21 protein-coding genes and 1 pseudogene are annotated in these 23,134 nt (G+C 64.6%); 5 read left to right on the top strand and 17 right to left on the bottom strand.

Annotated features, from left to right (window positions below):
* Positions 1-197: 197 nt before the first annotated feature.
* On the bottom strand, positions 198-1,466 hold the full coding sequence (locus AC3A6X_RS29390) for a hypothetical protein (protein WP_487845474.1): 1,269 nt from the start codon (positions 1,464-1,466) through the stop codon (positions 198-200).
* Positions 1,467-2,114: 648 nt separating this feature from the next.
* Positions 2,115-4,490: a DNA polymerase II gene (locus tag AC3A6X_RS29385; RefSeq protein ID WP_487845473.1), complete on the bottom strand. Its 2,376-nt coding sequence runs from the start codon at positions 4,488-4,490 to the stop codon at positions 2,115-2,117.
* Positions 4,491-4,700: 210 nt separating this feature from the next.
* Between AC3A6X_RS29385 and AC3A6X_RS29380 the strand changes: the two genes are divergently transcribed.
* Positions 4,701-5,342, top strand: a complete 642-nt coding sequence (locus AC3A6X_RS29380; RefSeq protein WP_487845472.1) for a hypothetical protein — start codon at positions 4,701-4,703, stop codon at positions 5,340-5,342.
* A 424-nt stretch (positions 5,343-5,766) separates the two neighbouring features.
* Here the strand turns inward: AC3A6X_RS29380 and AC3A6X_RS29375 are convergent, their stop codons facing one another.
* The 8 genes from AC3A6X_RS29375 to AC3A6X_RS29340 form a co-directional block, all read right to left on the bottom strand.
* Entirely contained in the window at positions 5,767-6,138 is a 372-nt protein-coding gene (locus tag AC3A6X_RS29375) for a hypothetical protein (RefSeq protein ID WP_487845471.1), read from the bottom strand.
* A 64-nt stretch (positions 6,139-6,202) separates the two neighbouring features.
* Positions 6,203-6,466 carry a VF530 family protein gene (locus tag AC3A6X_RS29370; protein ID WP_487845470.1) on the bottom strand — a complete coding sequence of 88 codons (264 nt, stop codon included), beginning with the start codon at positions 6,464-6,466 and terminating at the stop codon, positions 6,203-6,205.
* 128 nt (positions 6,467-6,594) lie between these two features.
* Positions 6,595-7,032: a hypothetical protein gene (locus AC3A6X_RS29365; protein WP_487845469.1), complete on the bottom strand. Its 438-nt coding sequence runs from the start codon at positions 7,030-7,032 to the stop codon at positions 6,595-6,597.
* Positions 7,033-7,466: 434 nt separating this feature from the next.
* Positions 7,467-9,293, bottom strand: coding sequence for a hybrid sensor histidine kinase/response regulator (locus AC3A6X_RS29360; protein WP_487845468.1), 1,827 nt, complete (start codon positions 9,291-9,293; stop codon positions 7,467-7,469).
* Entirely contained in the window at positions 9,283-9,765 is a 483-nt protein-coding gene (locus AC3A6X_RS29355; protein ID WP_487845467.1) for a putative pterin-binding protein, read from the bottom strand. The genes AC3A6X_RS29360 and AC3A6X_RS29355 overlap by 11 nt, the downstream gene beginning before the upstream one ends.
* Before the next feature lie 76 nt (positions 9,766-9,841).
* Positions 9,842-12,838, bottom strand: a complete 2,997-nt coding sequence (mobF, locus tag AC3A6X_RS29350) for a MobF family relaxase (RefSeq protein ID WP_487845466.1) — start codon at positions 12,836-12,838, stop codon at positions 9,842-9,844.
* 17 nt (positions 12,839-12,855) lie between these two features.
* A complete protein-coding gene (locus tag AC3A6X_RS29345) occupies positions 12,856-14,490 on the bottom strand; it encodes a type IV secretion system DNA-binding domain-containing protein (RefSeq protein ID WP_487845465.1) in 1,635 nt (544 codons plus the stop codon).
* Positions 14,490-14,843, bottom strand: a complete 354-nt coding sequence (locus tag AC3A6X_RS29340; protein ID WP_487845464.1) for a hypothetical protein — start codon at positions 14,841-14,843, stop codon at positions 14,490-14,492. Before AC3A6X_RS29340 ends, AC3A6X_RS29345 begins: the two co-directional genes overlap by 1 nt.
* 380 nt (positions 14,844-15,223) lie before the next feature.
* Here AC3A6X_RS29340 and AC3A6X_RS29335 point away from each other — a divergent pair, with 380 nt between their 5' ends.
* From AC3A6X_RS29335 to AC3A6X_RS29325, 3 genes are read left to right on the top strand one after another with little or no spacing between them, the layout of a single operon-like run.
* Positions 15,224-15,667, top strand: coding sequence for a hypothetical protein (locus tag AC3A6X_RS29335; RefSeq protein ID WP_487845463.1), 444 nt, complete (start codon positions 15,224-15,226; stop codon positions 15,665-15,667).
* Complete coding sequence (gene stbB, locus AC3A6X_RS29330; protein WP_487845462.1) at positions 15,664-16,431, top strand: StbB family protein; 768 nt, start codon at positions 15,664-15,666, stop codon at positions 16,429-16,431. Before AC3A6X_RS29335 ends, stbB begins: the two co-directional genes overlap by 4 nt.
* Complete coding sequence (locus AC3A6X_RS29325; RefSeq protein ID WP_487845461.1) at positions 16,428-16,895, top strand: hypothetical protein; 468 nt, start codon at positions 16,428-16,430, stop codon at positions 16,893-16,895. Before stbB ends, AC3A6X_RS29325 begins: the two co-directional genes overlap by 4 nt.
* A gap of 45 nt (positions 16,896-16,940) precedes the next feature.
* Here the strand turns inward: AC3A6X_RS29325 and AC3A6X_RS29320 are convergent, their stop codons facing one another.
* The 3 genes from AC3A6X_RS29320 to AC3A6X_RS29310 all read right to left on the bottom strand — a co-directional run bounded on the left by AC3A6X_RS29320 (position 16,941) and on the right by AC3A6X_RS29310 (position 18,289).
* The gene (locus AC3A6X_RS29320; protein WP_487845460.1) at positions 16,941-17,192 is read right to left on the bottom strand and encodes a hypothetical protein; all 252 of its coding nucleotides are present in this window, start codon (positions 17,190-17,192) and stop codon (positions 16,941-16,943) included.
* Positions 17,153-17,872: a hypothetical protein gene (locus AC3A6X_RS29315; RefSeq protein ID WP_487845459.1), complete on the bottom strand. Its 720-nt coding sequence runs from the start codon at positions 17,870-17,872 to the stop codon at positions 17,153-17,155. Before AC3A6X_RS29315 ends, AC3A6X_RS29320 begins: the two co-directional genes overlap by 40 nt.
* 66 nt (positions 17,873-17,938) lie before the next feature.
* Positions 17,939-18,289: a hypothetical protein gene (locus AC3A6X_RS29310; protein ID WP_487845458.1), complete on the bottom strand. Its 351-nt coding sequence runs from the start codon at positions 18,287-18,289 to the stop codon at positions 17,939-17,941.
* Positions 18,290-18,480: 191 nt separating this feature from the next.
* Here AC3A6X_RS29310 and AC3A6X_RS29305 point away from each other — a divergent pair, with 191 nt between their 5' ends.
* A complete protein-coding gene (locus AC3A6X_RS29305) occupies positions 18,481-18,711 on the top strand; it encodes a hypothetical protein (protein ID WP_487845457.1) in 231 nt (76 codons plus the stop codon).
* Positions 18,712-18,903: 192 nt separating this feature from the next.
* On the opposite strand, the pseudogene AC3A6X_RS29300 reads toward AC3A6X_RS29305, so the two are convergent.
* From AC3A6X_RS29300 to AC3A6X_RS29285, 4 genes and pseudogenes are all read right to left on the bottom strand, one after another.
* Positions 18,904-19,689 (bottom strand): annotated as a pseudogene (locus AC3A6X_RS29300) (AcrVA2 family anti-CRISPR protein).
* A gap of 356 nt (positions 19,690-20,045) precedes the next feature.
* A complete protein-coding gene (locus AC3A6X_RS29295; RefSeq protein ID WP_487845576.1) occupies positions 20,046-20,459 on the bottom strand; it encodes an HU family DNA-binding protein in 414 nt (137 codons plus the stop codon).
* A 520-nt stretch (positions 20,460-20,979) separates the two neighbouring features.
* Positions 20,980-21,654 (bottom strand): thiol:disulfide interchange protein DsbA/DsbL, encoded by a 675-nt coding sequence (locus tag AC3A6X_RS29290; protein ID WP_487845456.1) that lies wholly within the window; start codon positions 21,652-21,654, stop codon positions 20,980-20,982.
* Between the two features lie 563 nt (positions 21,655-22,217).
* Positions 22,218-23,105, bottom strand: coding sequence for an H-NS histone family protein (locus AC3A6X_RS29285; protein ID WP_487845455.1), 888 nt, complete (start codon positions 23,103-23,105; stop codon positions 22,218-22,220).
* Between the last annotated feature and the right edge of the window lie 29 nt (positions 23,106-23,134).

Genomic DNA, 23,134 nt, shown 5'->3' with positions numbered 1-23,134 from the left:
TTGGCCGACCCGCGCCATTCGGCCGTCAGGGGCCTTGGGCAGTATCTCCCTGGCCGTAAGGCGCGAGGACTCGTCCGTCCATAGCATTCAAGTAGGTTGAGGCTCCCAGTAGGCAGCCGCGGGTATGCTCAACGAAAAGGCCGCAAGCCCTCGGGGTCCTCGCGGCCTTCACAGGTGCCGACGACGCTCCTAGCGCCTCACTTGGCTAGGCCGATCAGCATGTAGCCCCCGTTCGGCCCGCGTGCGCCGACGACTGCGGTGAGCCCCGCACCTTGCACTGCGAACCAGTGGCCCGGCCCGGCCGTCGTGTCAGCGCGGATGTTGAGCGTGGTGGGCTGCCCTATCAGTTGGAGACCGAAGGCGAGCGAGCCGCTGCTGGCGTCCGCGCGGACAAAGTTGTAGCCAAAATTGGTGGTATCGAGGGCTATGGGCCCCCAGGTTCCGTCGGTGTCAGAGGCGATGCCGGTCGTCAGAGGCCAGGCTGCGACCTGTGGCGTGCCGACGCGGAACACGACGTCGCCATTGGGTGAGCTGCCGGCCGAGAGATACACGTTCTGCCCGTTGATGGTCGCGACCGAGAAGGCGCCGCTGTCGTTCGGGTTCGCCACGTTCACAATGCGCCAGCTCGATGGCGACGTGCCGGGGCTCACCGTGTACGTCAGGAGGGAGGCCGGAGGACAGTTGACGATCGGCGTGATTGCGACCTCGTTGCACATGAGCACCTGCGCCCCGCCCGCCGTGACCTCGACGCCACGAATGTTGGAGTCGCGACCGCTCGAGTTCAGGTTAATGCCCAGCCTGTTGTAGGTGCCGGCCAACGCGGCCTGCGAGGTAACCAGGGCTTTGGAGGCGATGAAGGGCTGCACCGCGAACGTCGGCGTCGCCGCGGTCAACACGGCGAACGGAAATGCGCCGACCACGGTGTTGGCCGCCAGCCGGAAACGCGCGTTGTTCACGGGCGTCGAGATGCGCGAACTCTTGAAGACATAGCCGTCGCTCACCTGAGGATCGGCGACGAAGGCATCGGTCGCCACCGCGCCCGCACCATCCGTCATCATGTAGCTCATCGTGTCGAAGTTCAATGCGAGCGTCAGCTGCGAACCGTTGGTGGAGAAAACGCGATAAGAAGCATTGCGCGCATCGCCCGCCGCGATTTTCAGGACGGTATCCTTGGCCACCGAAGCATTCGCAGTGGCCCTGGCAGTGACCGTGATAGTGGCCGCATCTGTCGTCGTGTTGACGATCTGGGCGCTCCACTTGGTGCTCGTCGTATTGAGATTGCGCAGCATGACCGCGTCGGCAGGAGCGCTGGCACTGCTCCAGTTGGCGTCCTGGCTCGGCGCGATCTCCACCGTGTCGCCCGGCTTCACAGGAAACTGGCCGTTGGCGTCAACCGCAGCGGTCGCACCGTTGACCTTGACCGTCGTGGTTATCGACGTCGGTGCGGTCGGCAGGATAGGCAGCATGCCGCCGCCTCCACCCCCACCGCCTCCACATCCGACCAGTCCCACCATCAGCATCGCCCCCGCAGCGACTGCGCTCCACAATTTCATCTCTTGGTTCCTGAAGTGTGTCGCAGCACGGGGGCCAGGTTGGCTCGCACTCGACCTTCATAATGTAACCATGTGAGACATTTGGACCACGAAAGCTAGACCAAAGTACTAGACTTGCGTCTGCTGAAGTTGCGGGGATGCAACGATGCATCCACTGCCACGGTTCAGGACGGGCGGGTTTTCGCGGCGGTGTTGGCGGTGCCTGCGGAGGCGACATAAAGAAGAGTCAGCCGGGCGCTCGGCTTGCTTGCTACCAGGCAGTGCATTGGCTTCTTAATGGTCCGGTCCGAAAGCTCCGGTACGTCAGACCATCTTCTGAACACCCGCCAACGCGCCCCTGCTCATCCGGAAACCCATGTGTGGCGCCGCGAAAGTCGGCCGAATTGCGTCCGGTCGCCGAAAGACCGGTTGTGGCCGAGTAGCCTGTCGGCTCATTGGAGCGTGGGCTCGAAGCGGAAGTACGCGGCGGCAAGGCACGCGCTCACAGAGAAGCGCAAGAGGCTGAGCTTGGCCACTGAGACTTGTCCTCCCGACAGAAGGGTTCAAAACCTGGGGAGACGTTCAGAAAAGACCTTGCTGTGAGCTCGTCAGCGCCATGAAATTCTTCTCCCCCATGGGCTGAAGAATGGCGTCAGCAATTGGCTGGAGCTGCTTGGTCAGATAGTGTTCGTAGTCGATGCGGGAACGGCGCGTTTCCAGCGGCTCTGGTCCATTCTGAGTCATGACGTATCGAATCCAACCACCCCTCTGATACTGCTGAGGTCGGTTGACCCGACCGTTGTACTCGTCGGCGATGCGAGCCGCACGAACCTGCGGCGGCACGTTGACCTGGTAGGCATCGAGGCGATGGCGCAGGCGCTTTCGGTAGACGAGAAGGTCATCCTTCCGGCCAGCCAACGTCGACTGTGCGTAGTCGGTCACAAACTCCTTGTAAGGGTCGCCGTGGAAGATGCGCGACAGCAGGCCCTCCTGAAACTGGCGCGCCAACGGGGTCCAGTCGCTGCGGGCCATCTCCAAGCCACGGTAGACCATCTCCTCCTTGCCCGCGGCATCCACGCTCAGGCCCGCGTAGCGCTTCTTGCTTCCGACGTCTGAGCCACGAATGGTGGGCATGAAGAACTTCTTGTAGTGGGTGTCGAACTCAATCTCGAGGAAGTTCTCCAGGCCGTGCTCCTCGCGGAGGGTACGTGTCCACCAGTCGTTGATGTCCTTCACCAGGTTTGCCGCGATGGCGTGCGCCTCCTCGTTGGTGTGGGTGCGCTTGAGCCAGATGAAGATGGAGTCGGTGTCGCCATAGATGGCCTCGTAACCCCGGTTCTCCACGAATGTGCGCGTGAGCTTCATCATCTCGTGCCCACGCAGGGTTATGGCGGATACGACCTTAGGATTGAAGAAGCGGCAATTGGCCGCACCCAGCACGCCGGCAAAGGAGTTCATGAGCAGCTTCAGGGCTTGGGACAGCGACCCGTTCTTGACCAGCTTGGCCTCGTCCCGAGCCCGCCAGAGGGTGGTCACGATTTCCGGCAGGCAATGCTTCTCGCGCGAGAACGCCGTCCCTCGCGGCCCCTTCACGACCGATGCCGAGTCGCTGGCGTTCGAGCCTTCCACAAAGCCGACAGGGTCGACCAGGAACGTTCGAATAATCGAGGGGTACAGGCTCTTGTAGTCCAGGACCACGACCGAGTCGTAGAACCCTGGCTTCGAGTCCATCACGTACCCACCGGGGAAGGCCTTGCTCGGAACCTCGCCCACGTTCGGCGCCACGTAGCCCAAGCGATGCATCCGCGGCAGATAGTGGTGGCTGAACGCGGCAATGGAGCCACCGAGGTGGTCCACCTGTAGGCCCGTGGTCTGGGCACGTTCCATCATGAACTGCAGCAGCTTCGCTTTGTCGAAGATGCGCAGAACCAGCTCGCAGTCCCGGATGTTGTAGAGCGCGAGCGCGGGCTTGTCCTCCTGGTACCGCCGCTCAATCTCTGCCATCTTGTCGTACTCATCGCCGATGGCCTTGCCCTCGCCCAGCAGTTCTTGTGAAACGGCCTCAAGGCTGAAGGACGGAAAGCTCCACGACGCGGCTTTCAGTGCGTCGATGCCGTCGATGACCACCCGGCCGGGCGTGGCCGCGAACAGGTAGCCCTGCTTTCCCGGATGGGTTCGCCAATCGATGGGCCGACGCTCACGCCCCAGAAGGAGCTGAGCCCGGCAGTTGTCGGCCGCCTTCTGCAGAACTCGCAGGTCGAACTGAATGATGCTCCAACCGATGATGACGTCCGGGTCATTCCTCTCGAACCAATCGTTGAGCTTCTCAAGCATGGCCTTGCGGGTCGGGCAATAGATGAGGGAGAAGTCCAAGGGCTCGCCCGACTCAGGTGGTGGCTCGCCGAGCATGAAGACGACACGTTCAACCGTCCCGTCCAGCGCAATGGAATAGAGCTCCTCGTCCTGGCTCGTCTCGATGTCCAGCGATACCACTTTCAACACCGGCCGGAAATCGGGCGCGGGCTTCAGCTTGCAGTCGACGATAGTGGAGCGGTCCACCCTCCCTCCTTCCACCAGCACGCCGGCGGTGATGAACCGCTCCATCAGGAAGCGGTCGTGCGGACGCACGTCGGCTTCGAGCAGCGCAACGCTCTGAGCCCGGAGGGCACGTGCCAGTTGACCCAGTTGGCGGAAATGCTTCGCATAGACACCGACGACGGGTGTCTGATGGAATGTCTTCAGCTCAACCTCACGTACCTCCATCCCTGGCACGGCGGCAAGGTGCGCTTCAACCGACGCCCTGTGCTTCGTTTCGACGAATGCGACAGAGGTCTGGGAGGTCAGGATCACTTTCCTCGGCCCCGCATCTGTTGCCAGCCAGTACTCGATCTCGGTGCCTGCCGTGACATCACGCGAGCGGCGAGTGAGGATGAAGCCCTTGAATTCGGTGGGGGGCACGAGAGCTTAAGAACTGGTTGGCAAAGGAAGGCGGACTTGCGCGTGACCGATTTTCGCCCGGTTGTCGCCGAATTTCGCAGGCGAGCGAGCGGTGCGTTGCGGCCTTGAGCCTTGTGACGCGCTTCATGTTAAAACTAACGACGACCTCTCTGTGTTCGCATGCGGCAGGGGACCGTCGTCATGATGCAGTAGCAGTTGTCCCAAGCCAGAATGAGTGCCGCAGATTTCCTCCTCGCGCCAGAAGTCCAGAAGTTGCTGAAGATCGTTTTCGCAGCACCGACCAACAAGTTTTCCGTCGCGGAGCTTGCCAAGAAGGCCAAGTTGGATGCAGGCGAAGTTGAGCGGACACAGGAGCATCTCGTCAAGAGCGGCATCCTGACCAGGCACAAGTCGGAGGCCGATAAACCTGGGACGGTCGAGGCGAACATGTCGTTCGTTTTCTACAACGAGCTTCGGTCTATCGCTCTAAAGTCGTTCGCCGCCGCCGAGCCCATCCGCGCGATGCTGCGCTCAAAGTTCAAGGATTCAATTCTGCGCGCCTTTATGCTTGGGGAGGACAAGGACGCGACAGTGCAACTTGTTGTGGTTCACGGGCAGTTGGTGCCGAATGAATCGGAAATGTCCATAGCATGCCAGAAGCTCTCAGTGTCCATCGGCCGGCACCTCAAGGTGCACGTGATTTCAAGCGCCAAGTACGCGGCCCTCACGCCACGGGACTACCTCGGGGCGAGGCTGGTTGAGCTCTCTGCGGTCGAAATCATCCGCCAAGGGGAGACCAAGGCAAAGCCTCCAGCGGAACGCGAGGGCCTATTGCAAAGCGCTAGAAAGAGATTGGCGGCCCTGGCTAGGTAGCTTCCGCGGCGTGTCGGAAAGAAGAACGCCGAGCCGAGCTCTGCACATGGGTGCGGAGTCATGGGTGGATTGAAAGGACAGAGGGGAAGGTCCGGTCCTTGCCGGCAACCGCCGTCCAGGCCGCTACCGTAGCCAACGCAGACTAGCCCAGAAGCTGTCACCGAAGTAGGCCGCGCCGACGCCGCAGGCGGCAACGGCGAACCCCACAAGCATGCATGCGCCCAGGGTGCTCAACGGCGACAGACTAACGCACATACCCAAGCCGACGACCAGGCCCAGGAGTGCCCCGCAACCAAATCGCACCTTCATCTCGAATGCATCGGGCTTCCTGCCCGCGAGGGTAGGCGCTGCTTCAGTCTTCACGTGCTTGTGGCTCCTCTTCATGGACGACTGGTTTGGCCGACCGCTGCCAGCGAACGCAGCGCTATGCCCAACGCTGGACGGCTTCCGCCGTGTCGCTGGGCTTGGTGTTGAAGCAAATTCGGGCTCCGGGGGCGGCCCGGTGAACCACGTTGACCAGCTGCTCGAAGAGTAGAAAGTAAGCGGGGATGGTCCGGATACCGGCACCGATGACCACGCAGTCGAACGGCTTTTCAGCGAGCTTCTGAGCAACCACCTCTGCAGCCGTGTCCCCGAGGTCAGTCAGGCAGAGTTCTGCCTCGTACCCCAGCGCGGCAAGCTTTCCTTGGTCAGCCTTGAGCCCGGCCCGAACCTTTTCGGCGTTCATGTCTGGCATCGTGCTGAAGTCGACCAGGTTCGGTTCCAACCCAATCACCAACACCTGCGTCTTTGCCATCAGATTCTCCTTTGACCAGGCCACCGGAAGTGGCGATGGCTGCGTACTCCGCTTGTGGCGGCTCTCAGTCAGGGAGCCGCTGCATCCGCCTTTTTTCCCTCAGCATGAATAGATAGAGCCCTTCCACCTTCTCTCGTGCCCAGGGCGTTCTGCGGAGAAATTTCAGGCTCGACTGGACGCTAGGGTCGTGCGAGAAGCAGCGCACCGGTATTCGCTTCGCGAGGTCGGCCCACCCATAGTGAGCTTCCAGTGCACGAACCATGGTCTCTAGCGTCAGGCCGTGCAGCGGGTTTCGCGGCTGGGGCGTATCGGGCGGGGCTTCGTGCATTGAGAGATTCTGCCCCTTGATTGTCTGCGAGCGCAAAGTCTGGGGCGCATGGCCATCACAGGGAAATTAGCTGCCCGGCGATTCGTGGAGCGGGTGGCGAAGGTCCGCAGTTGGCCGGATGCGGGCGACTACCGCAAGGAGCCGTGCGCGCGGCGCCAAGCGTCTGCATCTTCCGCGGCGGCGGTTCTCCAAGCCGCGAAGTCAGAGAACGAGTATTGCCGGCGCGAGCCGTCAACAACCAAAATCAAAACCTCAGGGTTTCCTGACAGGTCATCGCCATCGAAGCACGCGATGTCCTTGCGGTCGTCTCCCACAGACGCGAAGGGCACAAGATTTCTGCCGTCGCTCTTTCGCACCTTCCAGGCGAGCTGGCCTACCGCGCTCGCGGGGTCGATGAAGACCCATGGATAGAGGTCAGCGTCCTCAGACGCTGCGGACAGCCCGCCGACCAGCGCAAGGAGTAGTAGCCCTGGGCCTCCGTTGACGCCGAATACGATGGCGACCAGTGTCACGGCGAGCAGCGGTCCTGCTAGCCACGACAGATAGACCCTAGCCATTGCATCCATTTGGCGCCACTTCCTCGATGTCCGCTGATGGCCGTGCTTGCCGCTCAACGTCGGGGCTGGAGGGCTCCGCGGCGGCGCGCCTTTGTCACTTTATAAAAACCATGCGAGGCGTTCGGCAAGGCGGCCCGCCGAGCCATTCCCTTTCACCACCCGGGCATCGACGGACCTCAACCCCATCCGTAGGAAAGGCTTGTGTCACTGAGCTGGTATCGGCTCGGAAATGCCGCCGCGCGCGGCTCGCTCGACGAACTCGAAGAACCCCTGCGACGGCCGCTTTCCATCAGCACCGGGGCCGTAGACGACAACGCTTCCTAGGTCCGGCCCGACGGCACATCAAAGATAGAACTGGAGGTCGCGCCCGTTGTCCGAAACCGGGACCAAGTGCGATGGCGGTCCGTCGAGCGACAACTTGCTGAGCAGCGCTCGCAGGTCGGTCAAGGCGCAACTGGTCGAGAGACCGATGCAGCCGCCTTTCCTTCTTTCCGCGCTCGTGACCGATGGGCTAGATGCCACTGGACGCGCAGCCCCTCCACCGGCTTGACCAGAACCTGATCGAACGGGTCGTCCTCGATCTCGGGGCGCGCCGCAGTGATCGCCACGAGGTAGGCATTCTGATTGGGGCCGGGGTTGCGCCGCACGCGTCTCGCCAGCTCCACGCCGCCGATCTCCGGCAGGTCCAGGTCGATGAAGGCCGTCTCGTAGGCGTGCTCGGACAGCAGCTCCATCGCGGCAGATCCCGAGTCGGCCACATGACAGGGGTGGCCCAGCCCCTCGACCAGCGCCACCACCGAGGCGGAAATCACGGCCTGATCCTCCGCCACCAGCACCAGGCCGTCTGCCGTCGCGTCGTTGGGAACCGCATCCGGATCCTCGAACACAACAGGAATCGCGACGGTGATGCGCGTGCCGGCGCCCGGCATAACTGCCACATCGATCGTGCCACCCAGGTGCTCGATGACGGTCCTGACGATCATGAGTCCGACCCCCGAACCGTCCTGCCTCGGGCGCAATTCGTCATCGCTGCTGCGCGGCGCCGTCAGTCGGGCGACGGCACGCTCGGGCAGGCCTGGCCCCGTGTCGGAGACCACGAAGACGATGCGGCCGTCCTGCTCTACGGGCGTCTCCAGCGAGAACGAGACCTGGCCGGCGCGCGTGTAGCGGACCGCGTTGCTCACCAGGTTGGCCAGTACCTGGCTGATACGCTGCACGTCGGCCCGCGCGAACACCGGCTCCTCAGGCACCTGCGTGTGGAACTGCAGCCCCTTTTCGCGGGCGGCATGCGCGGCCACATCGGCCACGTCCTCGACCAGGGCGCTAGCCTCGAACGATTCGGGATTGATCTCCAGCCGCCCGGCCTCGCCGCGTGCGATGGTCAGCAGGTCGCGCAGCTGCACGCCGAGCATCAGCGCAGAGCGCCGGATGCGCTGGATCGCGCTCAGGCGTTCGGAGGGCGGAATCTGCAGGTTGAGCACGTCGACCGACGAGACAATGGCCTGCAGGGGCGAGCGAAGCTCGTGGCTCACCATGCTCAGGAATTGCACCTTCGTCTTCATGGCCTGATCCAGCTGCTCCCTGGCCAGGCGCTCGGCTTCGAGCGCTCGCAGCCGCTCGTGCGCCAGCTGCTGCTTGCGCCGGTGCGCCAGCAGGATCCAGCCGAGCCAACCCATGCAGACCGCCCAGACCAGCAGCGCCTGGATCAGCCCATCGTGCTCGTCCTGCTTGATGGCCTCGAACACGGACGACCGCCCGTCGATTTCGCGCTGGCGCGCCGCATTGGCCAAGCGCACAACAGTGGCGTCCAAGGCATCGAACTCGTTCAGGGCTTCCTTGGCATCCACGGCCGACAGATCCGGCCGATGCAGGATCTCGCTGACCTCCTGGTCGAAGCGCGCAATTTGCGTGGCACTCTCCTCGAAGCCCGGGATTGCTTGCAGACGCGATCGGCTCACCGACGGCTCGGTCAGCAGCCGCCCCTTGGAGAGCAGCACCTCGCCGCGCATCACGAGCTCGGCGGAATCGACGGGCTCGAGGGCCGAGCCGGCAGCCGCGGCAATCAGCAACTGCTCGCGCAGCTTGCCGAAGGCGATCTGGTACTGCGCCGCCGACCAATAGAAGCCCTCGAGCGGTTCTTCATTGAGCCACGACGACAGGCGCGGCGAGAAGTACCACAGGATCGGCGCGAAGATCAGGACCGGAAACAGCGCCAGGACGACGTACAGACGCCAGCGCTTGGGCCATTTCGCTGTGAACTCATTCCACATCAATGCGACACACCTGCCAGATGAAGCGCGCGCCCATGGTCGGCGTCTGCAGCGCGGCGAACTTGTCGCGCGGATAGATCACGAAGAGCGGACCGAACCGGCGCCGCGTCATGCGCTCGCCATCGCGCGTGTGCGCCAGGATCACGCCGTATTGCGCGAGGTCGCTCCAGGGAATCGAGATCGAGTAGTCGTCCAGCGCGAAGACCCGAAGCACCCGGCCCTGGACCGCGGCGAGCTTGAGCACATCGCTCAGCAGGGGACCATCGAAACGGCTGACCGGTGTCCATTCGGTAGCAGTGGTGATGGTGGAGACCGGGAGCGCCATGAGCTGTGCTTCCGTCAGCTCGACGACACTGCGTTGCATGCCGGCCGGTGCCGGTCCGCTCACGGCCAGGAACGCATCCCGCACGCATTGCGCCGCAGCGGTCGCTGGCGCACCGAGCGCCAAGACGACCATCAGGGAAGTAGCCATGATCGAGTCCCGTGCATTCATGATTGACCTCGCGAGCCACGACGGTTTGCTTTCCTTCGGGTGGCAACTTCCACCGCTAACGTCGAACTCTAAGTGCTTCCATCGCAGGGCGCGCGGTTGGCGGGCGGATCCTGACTTGCGCGGCCAGCTTGCTGCGCGCTGCTCGGTCAACTTTGGTTCTCAAAACCATCGCTTCATTGCGCTGATTGCGCAGTTCCAACGCGGCGAACTTCTTGGGTTCCCGGCTCATGGCCGCCGCGAGCTTCGACGCATCGTCCGTGAACAGAGTGATCTCGTTGCGCGGCCGCGAAATGGCCACGTAGAAGACTGCACGGTTGCTGGTGAGGCTCTTGGTGTTGGCGTCCACGAGCACCCGGTTCTTGGTCAGGCCCTGCGCGGAATGGATGGTGCTCGCATAGCCGTGTTGCAGGTGCACCGGCCGGCGGCGATCGATGCGGACGTCCGTGTCTCCGCCCTTAAGTGTCACGTGCATCGCGTCCACGGCCGCAACCTGGTAGCGCCCCCCGTTGCAGATCCCCAAGGTCTTGTCGTTGGCGCTGACGCGCACCCAGTCGCCCGGCGCCAAGTCCACGCTCTCGCGCTCGTATACCCGCAACATCGACTGCCGGGAAGGGTCGAAGCTGAAGCGCTGCCCGCCTTCGCGCTCGACCGTCAGTTCGTTGCGTCGGATGTCGTGGCTCACGACCTGCAGTTGCTCGCCCTTGGTCAACGTCTCGCCCCGTTCTTCGATGTAGGTGCGCTGCGGCACGACGACCTGCCCGGCCTCGTAACTTTGCGCCGACCGGAGCTCCGCGCGCGTCATGTCGACGTTGATCAGAATCTCGACCTTGTCGCCGCTGGGCAGGGCGAGACCCTCGCGAACCAGCGCATTGATGGCGCGCCGCGCATCGTTGGTGCCCGCGACGATCAACGTTTCCCTGCGCTCGCCCTCGGGAAGCCCGACATACGCCTCGGCAATGCGGGCGTGCCGCCGCGCGTCCTGCTTCACCTCCACCACAGTGTTCTGGAGCACTGACACCGCGGCCGGTACCTCGTTATTCGCCGCGTGCACCACGGCCGCGCGGATGCTCTCGTTGTTCTGGCGCTTGATCTCGGTCAGGAACGCCTTGGTCATGCCGGCGTCCTGCAGCTGCTCGAAGGGCTTGCCGGCTTCCACGGCGTGGGTCTGCTTCCGATCGCCGGTGAGTACCAGGCGCGCGTCGTGTTTCTCGATGAGGGCCATGAGCTTCTCCAGCTGGTGCGCGGGCACGACGCCGGCCTCGTCCAGGAACACGATGGCGTGGCGATCCAGCATGCGGTGCTGGCTGGTGCGCGCGAGGAACGAGGCCAGGGTCTGCGACTCCATGCCGAGCGACGCCAGTGCCTGGTTCTGCGAAGCGTAGGGCGCGAGCCCGATGACGCGGTAGCCGTGCCGGCCGGAGAGCTTGGCCGTCTGCGCCTTGATGCCCTGCACCGCCTTGCTCAGCATGTGGCTCTTGCCGGTGCCGGCCAGCCCCTGGATCCCCACGAACCGGTCGCGCGCGGTCAGCACCATGGCCACGGCTTCGCGTTGGCCAGCATTCAGGTCGCTCGACGCCAGTAGGGTGGCGACCGTCTCGGGTGACGCGACCGCCGGCACCCTGCCCCGGCCATTCTTCTCGATCGCGAGCAGGCGGATCTCGCTGCGTCTGGCTTCAGGCGTTGCGAAGCGCGCCTCGGCTGAGACCAATGCGCCGCGCCGGATCGCGGCGTCGACCGATGCTTCGGCCTGCCCCTGCGTCTGACCGCGCGCCGACATGGTCAGGGCGATCCATGACGCCCGCGTCAGCTTCTCGAACTCGTCATGGCCCTTGAAACGGCTGGCGCGCGGGTCCTTCGCCAGTTCGCCGGCACTGATGTTGAGCGAGCGAGCGGTCTGGTACAGCGGCAGTTCCGGTAGCAAGCGCCCATCGGTCGCGGCCTTGTGGAGCGCGGCCTCCACGGCAGAAGTCGTGGTCCGGATCGCCGCGCGCCCATACGCCACTTCCAGCAGCTCTCCGCGCGAGAAGATCCCCTGCCGTTCGGCCAGATGCGCGATCGCGAAATCGATCGCCTCGTCGGCTGCCTTCAGTGCCGCGCTCCTGCCAGTGAGCTTCTCGACGACGGCATCGCCGGCCCGGCTGGCCGCCTTGTTCGCGCTGTGCGCGAATCCATCCTGTGCGCCGAGGTCGACGCCGGCCTCGCGTGCCGTCTGCCGCCAATGCTGGCGCAGCCAAGCCCGATCGCTCTCGGTCTTCTTGCGGCGCGTGGCCAGCGTGATGATCTGCTTCTGTGCCGTCGAGGCGTTGTCGCGGTCCTGGCCGCGCCCCGCCAGCAGCTGCTCGATTTCCTGGCTACGCTGGCTGAAATGCTGGATGGCCGCATCCGGGATGTGTGCCAACTCCCAGCCGCCCTTGCGGGTCTCGCGCAGATCGAATCCCAGCGCCTTCAGCCCGGCCGCCAGCGTCGCGCGGTAGAACGCGCCGACCATCTTGACGTTCTTGAGCAGGTCCTCGTTGGACAGCGCGCGCCACTCGCCGTCGGCGCGTTGGGTCAGGTTCATGACGATGGCATGGGTGTGCAGCTGCGGGTCCTGCGCCCGCGACAGTTCATGGCGGAAGGTCGCCGCGACCAGCTTGCCGGTGCGTTCGCGGAACGACAGCCCTGCCTGCTTCTTGCGGGTGGCGGCGAACTCCTGCATGAGCTCGAGGCTCCTCCTCACGGCCGCGTCGTGGGCAGCGACGATGCGCTGGTCCCCCTGCACCAGCGCCTGAATACTGACGGACTTCGGCGCGCTGAAGGTGAAGTCGATCCCCTTGCGGTCCTTGCTGCCCTTGGTCTGGCTCAATCGAATGCGCTTGCCGTTGGGCAGCTCACCATCGAGCAGGTTCTGAAAGGTCTCGCGATCGACCGCCTGTGCGCCGTCCAGTCCGAGGTCGATCACCCCGTGCCCGATCCATTCCCCGCGATGGCCCTCCTTGCCGTAATAGTCGTCGGAGGTCTCGAAGTAGTGGGCCGCGCCCGAGGCGCTGGTCACGAACTTGAAGGACAGCATGCGGCTCCCTCCCGTCCTCAGGTCGTTGCCGCTGCCGGGACGCCCTCGCGAGCGGCCGCAGCCGTCGTCCCCGTCGGCGCGCTGAAGAGCAGATTCTCTTCCTGCGGGCGATCGTGAAACCCGTCCGCCATAACCATCGGCGCGACTACCAGCGGTCGGGCCTTGTACTTCATCGTCACGCGCGCGATGGGGTAGTTGCCCGCCAGCTTCACGTAGCCGGTGAGATTCGGCAGCAGATGGAACTCCGCCGGCGAGACGAGCCGCTCGGTGTCCTGGCGATGCGAGATCGTCCCCTTGCCCCCTGCGGTGCCGACCGACACGCTCGGTGCACGTCGCAGCACCGTGTGCTCGCCCAGTCCGCGAGAGAACTCCTCGGCGGTGTAGGTGTCGAGCTCGCCGATGCCACACAGGAAGGCGCTTCGGAAGCAGTTGCGCAGCGTGAGCGCATCGTCCTTGCCGTAGATGTCGTTGAGCTGCGCCAGCGACTGCACCCCCGGCATGATCCGCAGCCCCTTCTTCCGGCCCTTCGTCGCCGCATCGATGATGTAGTTCAGCTTCTCCAGCGAATCGAGCTCGTCGCACACCAGGTGCATGCGGCGATTCGGGTCTTCCGGCATCGACAGGACGCTTGCACAGGTGACGTCGACCCAGCATGAGATCAGCGGCTTCAGGGCCTGCAGCATGTCCTCGCGCCAGGTGATCCACAGGCTCCCCCTGCCTGTGTCGAGCCAATCCCGGAAGGAGAAGTCGCCCGAGGGCAGGTACTTGTGCGGCGTGATGTACTGGGTAAGCACCGTGCGGATGCTGGCGAGCGTGTCAGGGGCGCCGTGAAAGCACCCTGCCGCCGGCGTTCCCGCCAGCAGCGCCTTAAGGTCGTCGTTGCTGGCCGTCGTGAGCCAGTAGACCAGGCGCTCCGTCGTCCCCGCGCCCTGCCGCAGCAGGACCGTGAGCGTTTCGCTCACGATCGTGCGTCCCATGCTGTTCCAGGTTTCCTGCTCGGTCGAGGGGCTGCGCGGGATCAGGCTGATCGCGTACTGCTCGCAGTCGAAGCTGGTGCGGATCTCGTTGAAGATGCTCCAGCCTTGGCTGCGCTGGTCGAAGGGGTTGAGGATCACGTCGCCGGGGGCGTAGAAGTAGCGCATCGACGCGCCATCCGGGTCCACGCAGATGACGCGGTCGTGGCGGGCCACCGCGCTTTCGATGTAGTCGCTGATGCACACGCTCTTACCCGTGCCGGTGGATCCACCCACGAAGAATTGCGTGTTCTCGACCTCCTTCGGAATCGGAATGCCAGCGAAGCGCAGCTGCTGGCCGCCCTTGCGGGTCTGCTCGGCCAGGAGGGTTTGGCTGACCATCTTCGGGCCGCGGAGGCGCGTGATGAACACGGCACCGCCGAAGTGGTTGGCGTAGCGCTTCGCGCAGAGGGCGAGCATCAGGATGCCGAGGAGCAAACCGACGGCAGGGCCGAGCCAAAGCGCCGGGATGCCCGGCGTTTCCTTGGCCGCATACCAGAGGCCGCGCGCGAACAGGGATGCGGGAAGCCGGTAGTAGAGCGCCACACCGGCGATCCACCCGCCGATGATGGCCGCGAAGACGCCGAGCGCGAGCCACGAGCGCAGCGTGTTGTCGGGGGTGCGGTGATTGACGAACATCAGCGGCCCCTCAAGTAGCCCTCGATGGCCGAGACGTCGAGCACCTGGTCGGCCTGGGCGCGGATGCTCTCCCCCACCGACTTGCGCACCATCACGTACAGGCCGCATGCGATGGCCAGCAGCATGTCGGTGTCCGGTTTGCCAGCGTCGCTGTCGCGCAGCCGCTCCACGCCGGCGCCGATGCGGTCAAGGTCGCCGCGGATCTCCTGCAACACGCCGACGTTGAGCTTGAGGGCGTCGAAGTAGACCTGCTTGATGTGGGAGCTCAACCCCGCAACACCGGACGCCGCATGGGCGCGCTGCAGCAGCTCGGCCTCTTCGTCGTTGAACTTGATGGACACGATGCTGGGCATGGTCCTACCCCCTCACGCCCTGTCCATGCGGATTCCGGCCTGCTGGGTCATACCGCGGCGACCGGAGGTCGTACCGAACTTTCCAGTCTGCATGCGGGTTTGCCGGCACCTGGTAGGTGCGTATGGTGTATCGCCCCTAGGCGAGTCAGCGAACCCTCTGCCGTCCGCCGAAACGCGGACTTCGATGAGGAAAACGGGTCGGCCGAGCCGAAGGATCGGCCGAGAGCGTGACAGTGGGCCGTAGGCAGACTGCGTCCAAGGTGTGCTCAAGATGTACTCCTGCTGCGTCTTCAATGTACTCACGGTGTATCCTGATTAACAAGACAACCAGCTTCTTATGCGCCACAATGTATCGTCGAATGCAACGTTTATCCAGCAGCATGGAGAACCAGAACATTCTCGATCTTGTTCAGCGAAGCACTGAGCTCCTGGTGGCGGAAAAGCTGCGAAGCACTTCAATCGTGATCGCGCGCCTGCGGGACCTGATTGCGCAAGCGCATCGGCAGGGCCATAGCCATTCAGCCATCCACGCCCGCCTTCAGGCCGGCGGCCTCGAGACCAGCTGGAACAACTACCGGGTCTGCCTGGTCAGGGCTCGCAAGAGCGCCGTGCACGCCGTCGGAGCGTCTGCGATGCCTCAGGCGCAACCCACGCCTGAGCCAAGCCGAGCCTCACGATCTCCGGACGGCGCGGCAACGGTCACGCCCGGAAACGCCCTCTCCTCCCCGACGCACGTCCTCGACGCGCTGGCAGGGGCCATGCAAGTGGCCTCGCGCGACTACGCACAGGTCGCCAGAGACCTTCATCGGAAGACTCGTCCATGAAAATCTGTGTCCTCAACCTCTCGGGCAATGTCGGCAAGAGCACGCTCGCGGTGCACCTGCTGGCCGCTTTCGCCCCCGGCTCCAAGATCATCAGCGTCGAGTCCATCAATGCCAGCAACGTCAACGACGTGGAGGCATTGGATGTCGAGGAACTGAGTGCCAGCCGGTTCAAGGAAATCTTCCGGGAAATCATGCTCAACGACGAAGTGATCGTCGATGTGGGCGCCTCGAACGTGGCGGCATTCATGACCGAGATGACGCGCTTCAAGAGCGCGGTCGGCGAGTTCGACCTGGTGCTGGTGCCGACCGTACCGGCCGACAAGCAGCAGCGCGACACCATCGCGACGATCGACTGGCTGCACAAGCTGGGCATTGATGGCCAGAAGGTGCGGGTGCTCTTCAACCAGTACCCGACCGAGGACCTCGAGCCGATCGAGCTCGTCTACGCCCAGGTCGCCGGTTACGGCGCCACGGATGGCAAGGGCAAGGCGGTGTTCGAACCGCACGCGGTCGTGACGTTGAACGAGGTCTACGAGCTGGCGAAGTCCAGCAAGAAGACCATCATGGAACTTGCGCAGGACGGCACCGACTGGAAGGCCGCACGGGGCGAGGCGAAGCGAGCCGGCGACCTGGTGGCGCTGGAGCGCGCGATGTCGCGACAGATGACGCACGACCTGGCCGTGACTGCCCACGAGAACCTCTCGCAGGTCCACCGCACGCTGTTTCCGAGTGCAGCGGCGGCGGTGAAGGCCCGACGGGCATGAACCCGACCAGCGCCCAGCACGCGGCGCTACGGATCTTGCTGGAAGACGTCGAGCCTCTCCTGAGGCAGGCCGACGAGGTCGCCACGACGTTGAAGGCCGTGCGCGCGGAACTCAACGCCGATCTGGAGACGCTCGGCGCGCTGGTTCAGCGGACCGTCGATGCCCAGCCGGCGCTGCTCGAAGCGGGACGGAAGCTGAACGGCTCCGCCGCCCGCATTGAAGCGTCGATGGGAGGAGCCGGTGCCGTGTCGCCAGCGAAACCCGGAAGGCCAAGTTCCTGGCCGGCGGTGCTGGCCGCATCGGTGGGCAGCGCCTTGCTGTCCGCTGCGCTCGTGGCCGCCGTTCTGTGTTTCATCGGTCGTGATCTCCTCGAGCAAGCCCGAATCGGCCGCGCCCTGCAGTCGGCGTGGTCCTCGCTCGATGCGGGCACCCGAATCAAGGTGCACGAGGTCATGGGCAAATAGAAAAACCGGCGAGGCTGGCCTCGCCGGCGCGAGTCCGAGGACGCCTCAGTCCTCGGACGTGTCGCCTTGCAGCGCTGTCTCCTCCCTCAAGGCGGCGTTGCTCGCGCGAAGCGGCGACGGCAGCCACCGCGTCCCTTCGAGCTTGCTTGCGCAATAGGTCACCACTTCGGCCTTCTTAATGCCAGCGGTCGCCTGCGCGGGATCGAGGCCCGTCGCTTCTCGGACGGCCTCCAGCGCCTTGACCTTGCTGACGCTGCTCAGATAGCGGCGCTCGGTCGGCAGCCACCAGTCGGCCATGTCAACGCCCAAGGCTTCGGCGAGGGCATCGCTGTGGTTGTAGGAACGCGGGCGGCGCCCCCCCACGGCGTTGACGCTGCGCGCCGTGCAGTACGCAAGCACGAGCAGCGTCTCTTGAGGCTGGGCCAGCAACCATCGAAACAAGCATCAGGGCTTCCCGGCAGCCGATCGCCCCATGCTGTCTCGGCGCTGCCGAGCACCGGCGCCGCCGGACTCTCCGAATACTCGCTTGCCTCCTGCGCCAAGGTGCTGTCGCCCGTCACACGCACCGACACCTTCACGATGTCGTCGCCTGAGCCATAGAGTCCGAACACCGTCTCCGTCATCCGGTGCACCAGCGTCACCAGCGCGACGTGGGGGTTCTGCACCAGCGCGGCCTGGATCGCCGCTGTCCGGTGCGACGTGAGGTCGCGCATCAGCTTCTCGCTGAACTCCGGACGCGAGATCGAAGGCAGGTCGCGAGGAGCCGATTCATCCTCCCCGTCCACACTTTCGCCCGTCCCGACGGCCGCCGCCTTGCGGTCGCTCGGACGAACGAGGCCACGGTCGATCACGACATCGCCACGGCTGTCGAGGCGAATCAATGCCCCCGCGATCGCGAGTCGTTCCGGCGTCCATTGCCACAGCACCTCGGTCGCCGCTTCCAGCTTCTGCTCGGCCGTGTCGAGCGCTTCGCACAACTGCTGTTCGGTGAGTTCGAATTCCTCGGCGTCGAGGTCACCCTCGTCCTGGTGCCTGTCATACGCTTATGCATGGGCGCGTTGCTCGGCGGCGAGTTGCTCGATCAGCGCAGCCTCTTCGGCGCTCGGTTCGCGCCGCTCCTTGTCCGCGCGGCCGTAGACGCGCCACGCGGTCGTGTCGGCGTCGAGCGAGCATTCCACCCATGACCAGCCCTCCTCCTTGATGCCCTCGGCAACACCGCGCAGCTTGTCGATGGCCAGCGTCTGCAGCAGTTGCGGGTTGGCCAGGTAGATGCCGCTGAGGTCATCCAGGGAAGCGAACAGGTCGCGTCGCACCGTGCCGCCCTCGGCTTCGTAGGCGTCGAGCCCGACGAAGCGCGCGAGCCGGCTGTCCGCGCTGCAGGCCTCGGCCGTCACGGCGACAAACCGGCCCCGGCGGAGCAATACCTGCTCACGCCCGACGGGCGCTACCTCGTCGTGCGCGGGCGCCTGTGGCGCGCCGCCAACCCGGGTCTCACTCGCGAGGGGTTCGCAGAGCGCACCGGCAAGGCCAGACCGGACGACCCGCAGCCAAGCTGAGCGCGTATGCAAGGAGCAACCAAATGGGCATGGGTTTTCTTACCAGCATCGACGCGGCCGAGAACGAGGACGCCGATCCGGTCGGTGGAGCGCGCGACCCCGTCGCGCGCTTCACCGAGGCCGCCGTCGACGCCGGCATGATCCGCCCCGGCGACAAGCTCGACCGCAACGTGGTCGCCATCATCGGCGACGGCCACCCCGCGGCCGGGTGTCCGGAGGACGCCGTAGGGACCCACATCCGGGCTGAGCTTGCGCAGTAGGAAGCGCTCCATATCGACGCCGCGAGGCCGGTGCCACGCCACCACCAGGCCGCGTCCTGGACCTACCGCGGCAAGCAGGCGCATGGCGCTTCGGGATCGGAGTACCCGGCGATGCCCGTCGGGCGAGCAGGGCGCGACATGAACGTCGGCTTCGGCCAAGCGGCGCGCCACCGGCGATGCAGCGGTTCGCGCTCACACCTGGCGCACTGGCCGGATGACGGCTGGCAGTTCCTCGAGCTCGCGGACGTTCACGGCGATCGGGGGCATCCAGCGCACTTCGCGCGCGCGCAAATCCGCAGGGACACCTTTGCGCGGCCCGGAAAGTATCGTGTGCCAATGTGCGCGCCGGAGATGAGGCAGAACGGTTGCTCCTGTGCCGGTCGCAGGCGAGGTTTCGCACGTCGCTTGGGCTGCACGCAGTGCAGCGCCGATCCGCACGCCCAAGTCTCATCGCACCGGCGCTGCCGCAGGAAAAAGGCGTTCCCCCTTGCGTCGCGTGCGGACGGGCACCGGCAACGAAGGCCGCGCCGCAACGCCGCCGCGGCTCATCTCGGCGCCTTGTGAACACACGTAGAGCAGCAATGAAAGGATGGGTTGGACGATGGCGTTCAGCCGCACGACAAGAGGATCGTCCGGGACATTCCCGAGACACTGCTGAAGCGACGTGAGAAGCGATTCGCCCGCGAGCGGCACCGCCACCGCCAGCATCGAGTGATCATTCAGCGAAGAGTCCAGATCTCGCTCTGAGTCGAGCAAGAGGTGGAGTACGAGCGGGCCGCCATCGGTCGTACCCGCTCGCTCCAGAGAGAGCCACACCCCTCGCGCCGCACCTCTCCAAGTGGGAAGTCGATCGAGTTCAAGGTAGATGCACCACTCCGGCAGGCGACGCAAGACGTCGACCGGCACATCCCCGTCAAGCGGCGTGTCGATCAGCGCCTCCATCAGTGTCGGATCGAAGCGGTAGATCCCCTTCGTCATGCGCCAGGCGGCGAGCGCCGTGAGCTTCGCGGCGAGCATGGGTTGGTCGCCGGAAATGGGGTAAGCCACGGCAGTGGGCGCGAAACACCACGTTGGCCAGTCAGCCACCGTGCGGAACTCCGCGCGCAATTCTTCGATGCGTGTCCACACGCCAGGCATCTCCCGCCCGACAAACTCCAGCATCTGCAACGCAGGGTGGACATCATTCGTGGTCGTCATCACGAGGACTTCTTGCGTTTGCCCAGGCCGGCCGAACGCTCGGCGGCGACGATGATTTTCTCAGCGCAATCCGATCGGCACGAGCCTCCTGCCAAGTGCTGGCTGGCCGCGTATTCGCCGCGCCTGGCGTTCGGAAACTACGCTGACGCGTTGACGGCGTCCTTCAATGCTTTGCCTGCCGTAAATTTGGGCGCCTTGCTCGCCTTGATCGTCATGGTCTCGCCGGTCGACGGATTGCGGCCGGTGCGCTCGGCACGACTCGCCACGGTGAAATTGCCAAACCCGATCAGCTGCACGGCTTCCCCCCGCGCCAGGGTCCGCGTCAGGTTTTCGAGTGCCGAATCGAGGACGCGCCCAGCATCGGCCTTGCTGAGATGGGTGTCAGCAGCGATTGCGGTGATTAGTTCGGTCTTGTTCAAAGTGAAATTCCTTTTGAAGACATGATGAGCAGGATCGCCATCCGAGCTTGTCGGAGGCGGGCTGAGATCAACCTGGAGGGGCGATGAGACGGTAGACCTTGCGCAACTTCGATCTCCTCCTCGAGCACCGATCTCGCCAAGAATGCCTGCGTCGACTCTCCTTCACGGGCATCTCGTCCTCCAGCGATTTCATCTTGGCCGGGAAACATGGGTCAGCCTGCGGCTGGCGAAGAGTCGGCCTTGGGGCTCCATTCTGGCGTAGCCAGGCAGCATCTGACGCTAGTGTGGAGCGCTACTCTGTTCTGTACTTATCCTGGCGGGGCCCGTGGGCCTCGTCGCTGGCCAGCCGGCGCTCCTGGAAATGACAACCGCTGACAGGCCCCGCTGCCGCGTCAGTTTTGGCAAGAATGGTCATCTTTCCGGCGTCGTGTCGAACAGCCAACCCATTCCTGACGTTCGAGACCGTTTCTTCGTTCAACTCCTCGATACGCAGAAGGCCGACACTGGCGAAGGTTCCCTCGTTGTCCCGTTGTCCTTTCGCGATGAGCCTCGAGAATGCGCGCAACGAGTCGGCACTGCGAGCTGACGAGCCCCATCTGGAGCAGCATCATGGAGCTGTTTGAGACGGGTGGTAAGGCTGAGTCGGCTCCGCTCAGCCCTTGCCTTTGAGTGCCAGCGGCAGCAGGTAGTTGGCCACGGTGATGCAGCGCTGGCCCAGCTCTTGCTCGCTGGCGCGCAGCCCGAAGCCGGCCATCCCCGGCGAGGTCAGGAAGCGGCCGCCGATTGCGATGGTCGGCACGCCGTCGATGTTGTAGCTGTCCTGCAACTTGGTTGCCTGCCGGCATCTGGTCTGCACAGTGAACGAGTTGTAGGTCTCGGCGAACCTCGCCGGATCCACGCCCAGCGGCGCCAGGAAGGCTGCCATCGTCTTCGGATCCGCCAAGCTTTGGCCGCCGCGATGGATCGCGTTGAAGATGGCCGAGCGCACCTGTGCCTCCTTGCCCATCGCTTCCAGGGTGTAGAACAGTTGCTGATGGATCTTGACATTCGCGCGGAACGCGACGTGCACCTTGCGGTAGACCACGTCGGTCGGCAATTGCTTGGCCCAGGCCTCGATCGTCGGGTCGAAGGCGTAGCAGTGTGGGCAGCCATACCAGAAGAACTCGATCACCTCAATCTTGCCCGGCGCCGAGCCAGGCACCGACGTCGCCAGACGTTGGTACTGACGACCCTCCACTGGCGCCGACTGCGCCTGCGCGGGCGCACCGGTCATCAGCAGACAGGCGGCACCGGCGGTCGACATGAAGGTGAATTCGCGACGCTTCACCTTCGATTCCTGATGGGTGACGGGTTAGGAAACCGTGAAATGCAGCGAAGGTCAGGCTCCGCCAGATAGACCTGTGTTCCGCCAGACAGCGACGCAGTATAGGGTGCGCCCGTGGCTATGGCATCCAGTATCGAAAGCGCATCAGCATCGCCTGAGCCACCGCCAATGGGTTGGCGTCCTCGCGATGACGAATTTCGCATCCGGCAAAGCGGCCCTTGCGAACTGCAGCTCATCAGCCGGGAGGGCAAGTTCGACACCCGCAAACGGCGACACTGTCGTCGCCCCATAAGGTCTAGAACTTCGAGCGCGCCACACTAGCGACTACTAGACAACCCGCGCGTAGACGCAGCACCTCCGAACCTGCGAGGGATGCCCATGGAACTCGCGCCGGCCGCGACCGTGGCGACGACATGGCGCATCGTGGGGAAAGAGCAAGCTGACCTCGGCTTGCGCGGACGCTGGAGAAGTCGCAGCAACACACCTGCAGCGCCCGCAGCAGAACAGGACGGCCAAGCCCGCCCAGGCCTGCCGCCACCTTCGTGACGGCAGGGCGGCAACGAGAATTACGCAGCTGCGGTCGCGCTGACCGCTTCTGGCGCCGAAGGCGCCTGGCTCTCGACCACGGCCGCCTTGTGTGCGGCAGCTTTCGGGCTCACCTTCTTGCGGCTCGCGGCGACCTTGGGCGCCGCCGCCTTCTTCGCGGTCACGGCGGGCTCTGCCGTCGCCACCGGTGTCTTCGGACTGCTGGTTTTCTTCGATGCGTTCGAAGCGGGCGCCGTCGTGGCCGTACGAGCCTTCCTGGCCGGCGACTTCTTCACCGGCGGCTTGACCGCTTGCGTGGATTCCGCACCGTCACCAGATCCGGCACGCGCCTTCACAGTTACCTTCTTGCGCGAGGCCTTCGCCGGACGCGTTGCCAAGTCCGCAGGCGCCACAACTGCAGCGCTTGGAGACGCCTTCGCGGCCGCCGACACCCGCTTTGATTTGCCCTTCGCCGATCCGGCGCGCGCCTTGATTGGCCTGGAGGCAGCCGACCTTGTCGGCGCTTTCTTCGCGGGCGACGCGGCGACGGGTGCTGCAGGTGCCGCTGCACCGACCGCGAAACTCTCGAGCGTGCGGCCGGCAGCGATGGCCTCGCGCAGCCAGGCCGGCCTCGGCCCGCGCCCGCCCCACTGGTTGCCGTTTCCATCGCTGAACTTGGCGCCCTTGGCCGCAGCGCGACCCTTGCCATTCGTCGCTTTGAGCTTCTTCGAAGCCGAAGGCGACACAGCCGATGCAGCGGTCGAAGCGAATTTCAGATCGCCAGCCGTGAGGCCGTACGTCGAGATCAGGTCGTTGATCTTCGCGATGGCGCCTTTGGCTTCGATCGCCAGTTGCTTTTGGGCGGAGGCCTGCAGAGCAGCAATCTGGCGTGCCAATCGGGCGTAGGTTTGAGTCATGTAGAAATTCAAAGTGGAAACGCTGGAGTCTAATTAGTTCG

This window comes from Variovorax sp. Soil_C_12 (assembly GCF_057657375.1).
The sequence above is the reverse complement of the archived record's forward strand: the minus strand, read 5'-3'. Positions and strand labels throughout refer to the sequence as shown.

Coding starts and splice junctions, on each gene's coding strand:
- AC3A6X_RS29355 (WP_487845467.1), bottom strand. CDS start 9,765: ATGGCTACTTCCCTGATGGTCGTCTTGGCGCTCGGTGCGCCAGCGACC.
- AC3A6X_RS29340 (WP_487845464.1), bottom strand. CDS start 14,843: ATGCCCAGCATCGTGTCCATCAAGTTCAACGACGAAGAGGCCGAGCTG.
- AC3A6X_RS29305 (WP_487845457.1), top strand. CDS start 18,481: ATGGGTTTTCTTACCAGCATCGACGCGGCCGAGAACGAGGACGCCGAT.
- AC3A6X_RS29380 (WP_487845472.1), top strand. CDS start 4,701: ATGAGTGCCGCAGATTTCCTCCTCGCGCCAGAAGTCCAGAAGTTGCTG.
- AC3A6X_RS29335 (WP_487845463.1), top strand. CDS start 15,224: ATGGAGAACCAGAACATTCTCGATCTTGTTCAGCGAAGCACTGAGCTC.
- mobF (WP_487845466.1), bottom strand. CDS start 12,838: ATGCTGTCCTTCAAGTTCGTGACCAGCGCCTCGGGCGCGGCCCACTAC.
- AC3A6X_RS29370 (WP_487845470.1), bottom strand. CDS start 6,466: ATGCACGAAGCCCCGCCCGATACGCCCCAGCCGCGAAACCCGCTGCAC.
- AC3A6X_RS29390 (WP_487845474.1), bottom strand. CDS start 1,466: ATGCTGCCTATCCTGCCGACCGCACCGACGTCGATAACCACGACGGTC.
- AC3A6X_RS29375 (WP_487845471.1), bottom strand. CDS start 6,138: ATGGCAAAGACGCAGGTGTTGGTGATTGGGTTGGAACCGAACCTGGTC.
- AC3A6X_RS29320 (WP_487845460.1), bottom strand. CDS start 17,192: ATGGCCGACTGGTGGCTGCCGACCGAGCGCCGCTATCTGAGCAGCGTC.
- AC3A6X_RS29360 (WP_487845468.1), bottom strand. CDS start 9,293: ATGTGGAATGAGTTCACAGCGAAATGGCCCAAGCGCTGGCGTCTGTAC.
- AC3A6X_RS29345 (WP_487845465.1), bottom strand. CDS start 14,490: ATGTTCGTCAATCACCGCACCCCCGACAACACGCTGCGCTCGTGGCTC.
- AC3A6X_RS29365 (WP_487845469.1), bottom strand. CDS start 7,032: ATGGATGCAATGGCTAGGGTCTATCTGTCGTGGCTAGCAGGACCGCTG.
- stbB (WP_487845462.1), top strand. CDS start 15,664: ATGAAAATCTGTGTCCTCAACCTCTCGGGCAATGTCGGCAAGAGCACG.
- AC3A6X_RS29325 (WP_487845461.1), top strand. CDS start 16,428: ATGAACCCGACCAGCGCCCAGCACGCGGCGCTACGGATCTTGCTGGAA.